Origin of the sequence: Streptomyces recifensis (assembly GCF_002154615.1) — a bacterium.
Taxonomy (GTDB): Bacteria; Actinomycetota; Actinomycetes; order Streptomycetales; family Streptomycetaceae; genus Streptomyces; species Streptomyces griseoluteus.
Map to the genome: position 1 here is coordinate 1 of NZ_MUNH01000541.1, position 5,408 is coordinate 5,408.

The 5,408-nt window shown below is 70.1% G+C and carries 4 protein-coding genes; all 4 read right to left on the minus strand.

Annotation, left to right across the window (positions count from 1 at the left end):
• The coding region (locus CCN33_RS25220; protein ID WP_107483991.1) for a GTP-binding protein at positions 1–540 on the minus strand (540 nt) is incomplete at its 3' end.
• A complete protein-coding gene (locus tag CCN33_RS25225) occupies positions 521–1,093 on the minus strand; it encodes a DUF742 domain-containing protein (protein WP_086695766.1) in 573 nt (190 codons plus the stop codon). The genes CCN33_RS25220 and CCN33_RS25225, both read right to left, overlap by 20 nt.
• A gap of 93 nt (positions 1,094–1,186) precedes the next feature.
• Positions 1,187–1,600 (minus strand): roadblock/LC7 domain-containing protein, encoded by a 414-nt coding sequence (locus tag CCN33_RS25230; RefSeq protein ID WP_005479603.1) that lies wholly within the window; start codon positions 1,598–1,600, stop codon positions 1,187–1,189.
• Between the two features lie 10 nt (positions 1,601–1,610).
• Positions 1,611–4,979, minus strand: a complete 3,369-nt coding sequence (locus tag CCN33_RS25235; protein WP_086695767.1) for a sensor histidine kinase — start codon at positions 4,977–4,979, stop codon at positions 1,611–1,613.
• Positions 4,980–5,408: the final 429 nt, after the last annotated feature.

Below are 5,408 nucleotides of genomic sequence, written 5' to 3' on the forward strand. Positions count from 1 at the left end.
CAGGGCGCTCTTGGCGTCCGCGCGGTGGCGGGCGTCGGTGGTGATGATGGGGGCGTCCGGGCCGATCTGGAGGGCCTCGCGGACCTCGTCGGGGTTGTAGGGCTGGTTGCCGTCGAAGCCGTTGAGGGCGATGACGAACGGCAGGCCCGAGTTCTCGAAGTAGTCGACCGCGGGGAAGCAGTCGGCCAGGCGCCGGGTGTCGACCAGGACGATGGCGCCGATGGCACCGCGCACCAGGTCGTCCCACATGAACCAGAAGCGGTCCTGACCGGGCGTACCGAAGAGGTACAGGATCAGGTCCTGGTCCAGGGTGATGCGGCCGAAGTCCATGGCCACCGTGGTGGTGGTCTTGTCCCCGGTGTGGGTGAGGTCGTCGATGCCCGCCGACGCGGACGTCATGACGGCCTCGGTACGCAGCGGGTTGATCTCCGAGACGGCCCCCACGAACGTGGTCTTGCCCACGCCGAAGCCGCCCGCCACCACGATCTTCGCGGAGGTGGTGGAGCGGGAAGGACCGCCGCTAGAGCTTGCGAAGTCCACTGAGCACCCTTTCGAGCAGTGTCACGTCTGGCTGGCCGCCGGCGTTCTCGTCGCCGCCGGGCTGATGGATGGCGACCAGGCCCGCCTCCGCCAAGTCGGCGACGAGAATCCTGGCCACGCCGAGGGGGATCGTCAGCAGGGCCGAGATCTCGGCCACCGACTTGATCTCCCGGCACAGGTTGCAGATCCGCTGATGCTCGGGCAACTGCCCCTGCATCTGATGCGGCGCTGCGGTGGTGTGCACCAGCGCCTCGATGGCGAGCTGGTAGCGCGGGCGGGTCCGGCCGCCGGTCATGGCGTACGGACGCACCAAGGGATTGCTGGCGCCGGACGGGGCCGCCGCGGGCTCCTGGCGACGCGGCGGTTGTACCGGCTGGATGCGCGGGGCCGAGGGCTGCTGGTACGGCGAAGGGCCGGGGCCCTGCGGCGCGTACGGCTGCCGGTGGTCGGGGACGGAGGGGTAGTCGTACCCGTTCGCCGAGCCGCCGTCCTGTCCCTGCGCGGGACCGTACGACCAGTTGCCCGAAGACGGACCGCCTGGGGGTGTTGCCACTTTCTCCTCCTCCGACTGTGCCGGGCACCATCGCTGTGGAGCCGCGTCCCAAGACCTTACGGCCCCGGGACGCGAACGCGCACCGTCCGCTTGTTAGTTGAGAAGGCTGCCCTGGAGTTCCGCCCGGAGATCCGGGGTCAGGACCGTGCCCGCCCGGTCCACCAGAAGGGCCATCTCGTACCCGATGAGGCCGATGTCCGCCTCCGGGTGGGCCAGGACCGCCAGCGACGAACCGTCGGATACGGACATGATGAAGAGGAATCCCCGCTCCATCTCCACAACCGTCTGGTTCACGCTGCCCCCCTCGAAGATGCGGGAGGCGCCTGCCGTCAGGGACGTCAGACCGGATGCGACGGCCGCGAGCTGGTCGGCGCGGTCGCGGGGGAAGCCTTCGGACATCGCCAGAAGGAGTCCGTCGGCGGAGACCACCACGGTGTGGGACACACCCGGAGTGTTGTCCACGAAGTTGGTGATCAACCAGTTAAGGTTCTGTGCCGCCTGGCTCATCGGGCTCACACTAACGCTCCTGGTCGTAGGTGCTGTCAGGACCACCGTGCTGATTGGTGGTGGCCTGGCCGTTCGTTTCACTGCCTGCGCTGCGTCCGCGCTGGACGCCTCGACGCAGGTTGCTCAGCCTGCCCCGGACATCCTCCGGGGCGCGGGAGACCTGTGGGCCCCCCTGAGGGGTGCTCTCGGCGGTGCCCTCGACCAGGTTGGCCTTGGGTACCCGCCGCGGCAGGCCGGAGGACGTGACCCCGCCCGCCTTGGGCTTGCGAAGCTGCGAGGCCTGCTGCCAGCGTTCGTCGTTCGCCGAACGCCAGTCGTCGGTGCCGCCGCCCGCGGGGGCCGGAGCCTCCTGGCGGCCGAGCGACGCGCCGTTGGCGCCGGCGGAGCCGTTCTGCCCGCCCGAACCGTTCAGTCCGTTCGAACCGTTCGCTCCGTGCAGCCCGTTCGAGGCGAGGCCGCTGGAACCCAGCCCGCCCGAACCGTTCACGTTCAGGCCGCCGGAGTTGCCCAGCGGGGCCGAGCCGCCCGCGCCACCGCGACGGGGCAGACCCGCGTTGGTCACACCGCCCGCGGCCGGACCGCCCGGCGCCGGACGCTCGAAGCCTCCGTGGCCGCCATGGCCGTTGGAGCCCAGGTCACCGGGGTCGGCGGACTGTGCCGGCTCCGACTCCGCAGCGTACTGGGCCGGGTAGCCGTTCTGGAAACCGTTCTGCTGCTGGGGCCAGTCGTCCTGGAAGGACTGCTGCTGCCCGTCGTACGAGCCGCCGAAGGCGTCACCGGCGGGGGCGTTCTGGCCCTGCTGGGGGTAACCGGACTGCGGGTAGCCGCCGTCCTGCCCGAAGTACTGCTCGTCGTAGGCGGGCTGCTGCTGCTCCTGGTAGGCCTGCTGCTCCGGATAGGCGTCAGCCTGGGGCTGGCGCTGCTCGGGGAAGCCCGAGCCGTTCTCCGGGTAGCCGCCGGGCGCCTGGCCGAAGCCGTCCTGGTAGCCGGGGCGGCCGTCCTCGGCGCCGTCCCGCGGGCTGTGCTGGGCCTCCAGCGCCGCCCGGCGCTCCTCGCGCTCCAGGGAACGGCCGACCGGGTCCAGACCGCGGATGTCGTCGGGCACCTCGGTGTAGCGGCTGTCGTCGAAGCCCAGCTCCGCCGCCGTGCGCATCGGCTGGGCCTGTGCCTGCGGCTGCGGGTTGAAGCTCTCGCCGGCGAACTGCTGCTCCGGGATGATCTGCGAGACCGTGAACTCCTCGCGCTCGAGCTGCGTCTCGCCGCCACCACCGTGGGTGATCGCGTCGGGGAGCATGACCAGGGAGGTCGTACCGGCCTGCTCGCCCGAGGGGCGGAGCTGGACGCGGATGCCGTGCCGGTCGGACAGCCGGCCGACCACGAACAGACCCATGCGCTGGGAGATCGCGGCGTCCACGGTCGGCGGGTTGGCCAGCTTGTGGTTGATGTCCGCGAAGTCCTCGGCGGTGAGGCCGATGCCCTTGTCGTGGATCTCGATCATCACACGGCCGTCGGGGAGACGGGTCGCGGTGACGCGGACCTTGGTCTGCGGGGAGGAGAACGTGGTGGCGTTCTCCAGCAGCTCGGCGAGCAGGTGCACGAGGTCGGTGACCGCGCGGCCGTGGATCTCGGCCTCCGGCACGCCGGACAGCTCGATGCGCTCGTACTGCTCCACCTCGGAGGAGGCGGCGCGCAGCACGTCGACCAGGGGGACCGGCTGGTCCCAGCGGCGGCCGGGCTCCTCGCCGGCGAGGACCAGCAGGTTCTCGCCGTTGCGGCGCATACGCGTGGCCAGGTGGTCCAGCTTGAAGAGGTTCTCGAGCTGGTCCGGGTCGGCCTCGTTGTTCTCCAGGTCGGTGATGAGGGTCAACTGGCCCTCGATCAGCGACTGGTTGCGGCGCGACAGGTTGGTGAAGATCGCGTTGATGTTGCCCCGCAGCAGCGCCTGCTCGGAGGCGAGCCGCACCGCCTCGCGGTGGACCTGGTCGAAGGCGCGGGCGACCTCGCCGATCTCGTCCTTGGTGTGGATCGGGATCGGGGCGACCCGGGTGTCGACCCGGCCGGGGTCGGTGCGGGAGAGCTGGTCGACCAGCATCGGCAGGCGCTGCTCGGCGATGCCGAAGGCGGCGTTGCGGAGCTGGCGCATCGCGCGGCTCATCTGGCGGGCGACCGTACCGGCCAGGATGAAGGCCAGCAGCAGCACCAGGACGACGGCGACACCGGTGATGATCGCGGAGGTCTTGGCGTCGTCGGCGATGCCGGACGCCTCGCTCACCGCCTTGTCGGCCATGTCCGACTCGATGGAGCGGTAGGCCTTGAACTTCAGCGTGTTGACCGCCCACCAGTTGGCGGGGGTGATGCCCTGCACCGCGAGCTGCTGACGCTCCACTGGGTCGGTCGAGTTCAGCTGGGCCAGCGCCACGACCATCTTCTGCGGGTCGGACGGCGGCGCCTTGTAGGAGGGGTCCTTGCCCTTGGCCTCGGCGGCCATCGCGGCACCCTGGTTCTGGATGTCCCGCTTCTCCTGCTCCAGCCGGTCCGCGTCGGCCTGGGTGCCACCGCCGAGGTACTCCTCGACGGCGATGCCCTCCAGGTAGGCGTAGGAGGAGAGGGCCACGCGCTGGCTCGCCAGGTTCGGCGCGTCCGGGCCGGGCCTGACCAGCATGTGCATGCCGATCGAGCGCTCCAGCGACAGCGCGGCCTTGGTCAGCGAGATGGCGTAGACGGTACGTCCGTAGGACGTGATGTTTCCGGTGCCCAGGCCCAGCTCGTTGGCGAACTCCATGAGCGGGTGGGCGATCTTGACGTAGCCCTCCTCGGTCTGGACGCCCGTGAACTTCGGGCCGTAGGCGCCCGCGCGCAGCGTCTGGAGGAAGGGCTCGGTCTCGCGGAACAGCTTGAGGCGGCGCTCCAGACCGGGCTTGGCCGGCATGTTCTGGGCGGCCCGGCTGAAGGCCGCGGCGGCCTGGTCGGTGTTCTTGCGGGCCGCGTCGACCGTGGCCTTGTCCTGGGCCGTGGCCGCCTTGCCCTTGAGCAGGGGAGCGGCGCTGAGGTCACGCTCGTTGTACAGCGCGTCGGCGTAGGACAGGGAGGTCTGCACCAGGATCGCGGTGTTCTCCGCGTCCTGGGCGTCCTGCCAGGTGTCGATCGAGTTCTTCACCTGGAAGCCGCCCATGACGAGGGCGACCAGCACAGGTATGAGCAGGATCGCGTTCAGCCTGGTCGGCACACGCCAGTTGCGCGGGGAGAAGCGGCCCCCGCTGGACGCGGGAGCGGCCTCCGGCTCCGGTCCGGCCACCACGGGGGTGGGCGCCGCAGCGCGCGGCGGCGGGGTGAAGTTGCCCCGTGCCGACGGCTCGGGACCGTTCTTGCTTCGCCTCACTCGACCAACAACCTCTCGGCGGGTCGGCACCTGTCGTGCCGCAGTCTCTCAGAGCCCGGTTCCTCTTCGACCGCTCAGTACGTCTTTGACCCCTGGGCAGTTCAGGCATTCCAGCATGTCGACCTGGGCAGTAACAAACGGGGGCGCTGCCGTTGTAAGCGGCAGATAAAACGGGTCATTACCGAGCGAGCCCCACAAATGGCAAGAGCTTTGTGAGCGCAGCGGTACCGGTCGACCGCGTCGCGTGGCGAACTCCGGGATTTCCTCTGCCGAACTGTTATGAACACCGGAGCCGACCGTGTCAAAGGCCACAGCCGGCTCCGGGTGTGCTACGACAACTGCCTTACGGCAGATCGCACTTGAGGCCCTACCGCAGGCGGGCCATCAGGGCGTGCTCGACCAGGGTGATCAGGGCGCTCTTGGCGTCCG

Coding starts and splice junctions, on each gene's coding strand:
- CCN33_RS25230 (WP_005479603.1), bottom strand. CDS start 1,600: ATGAGCCAGGCGGCACAGAACCTTAACTGGTTGATCACCAACTTCGTG.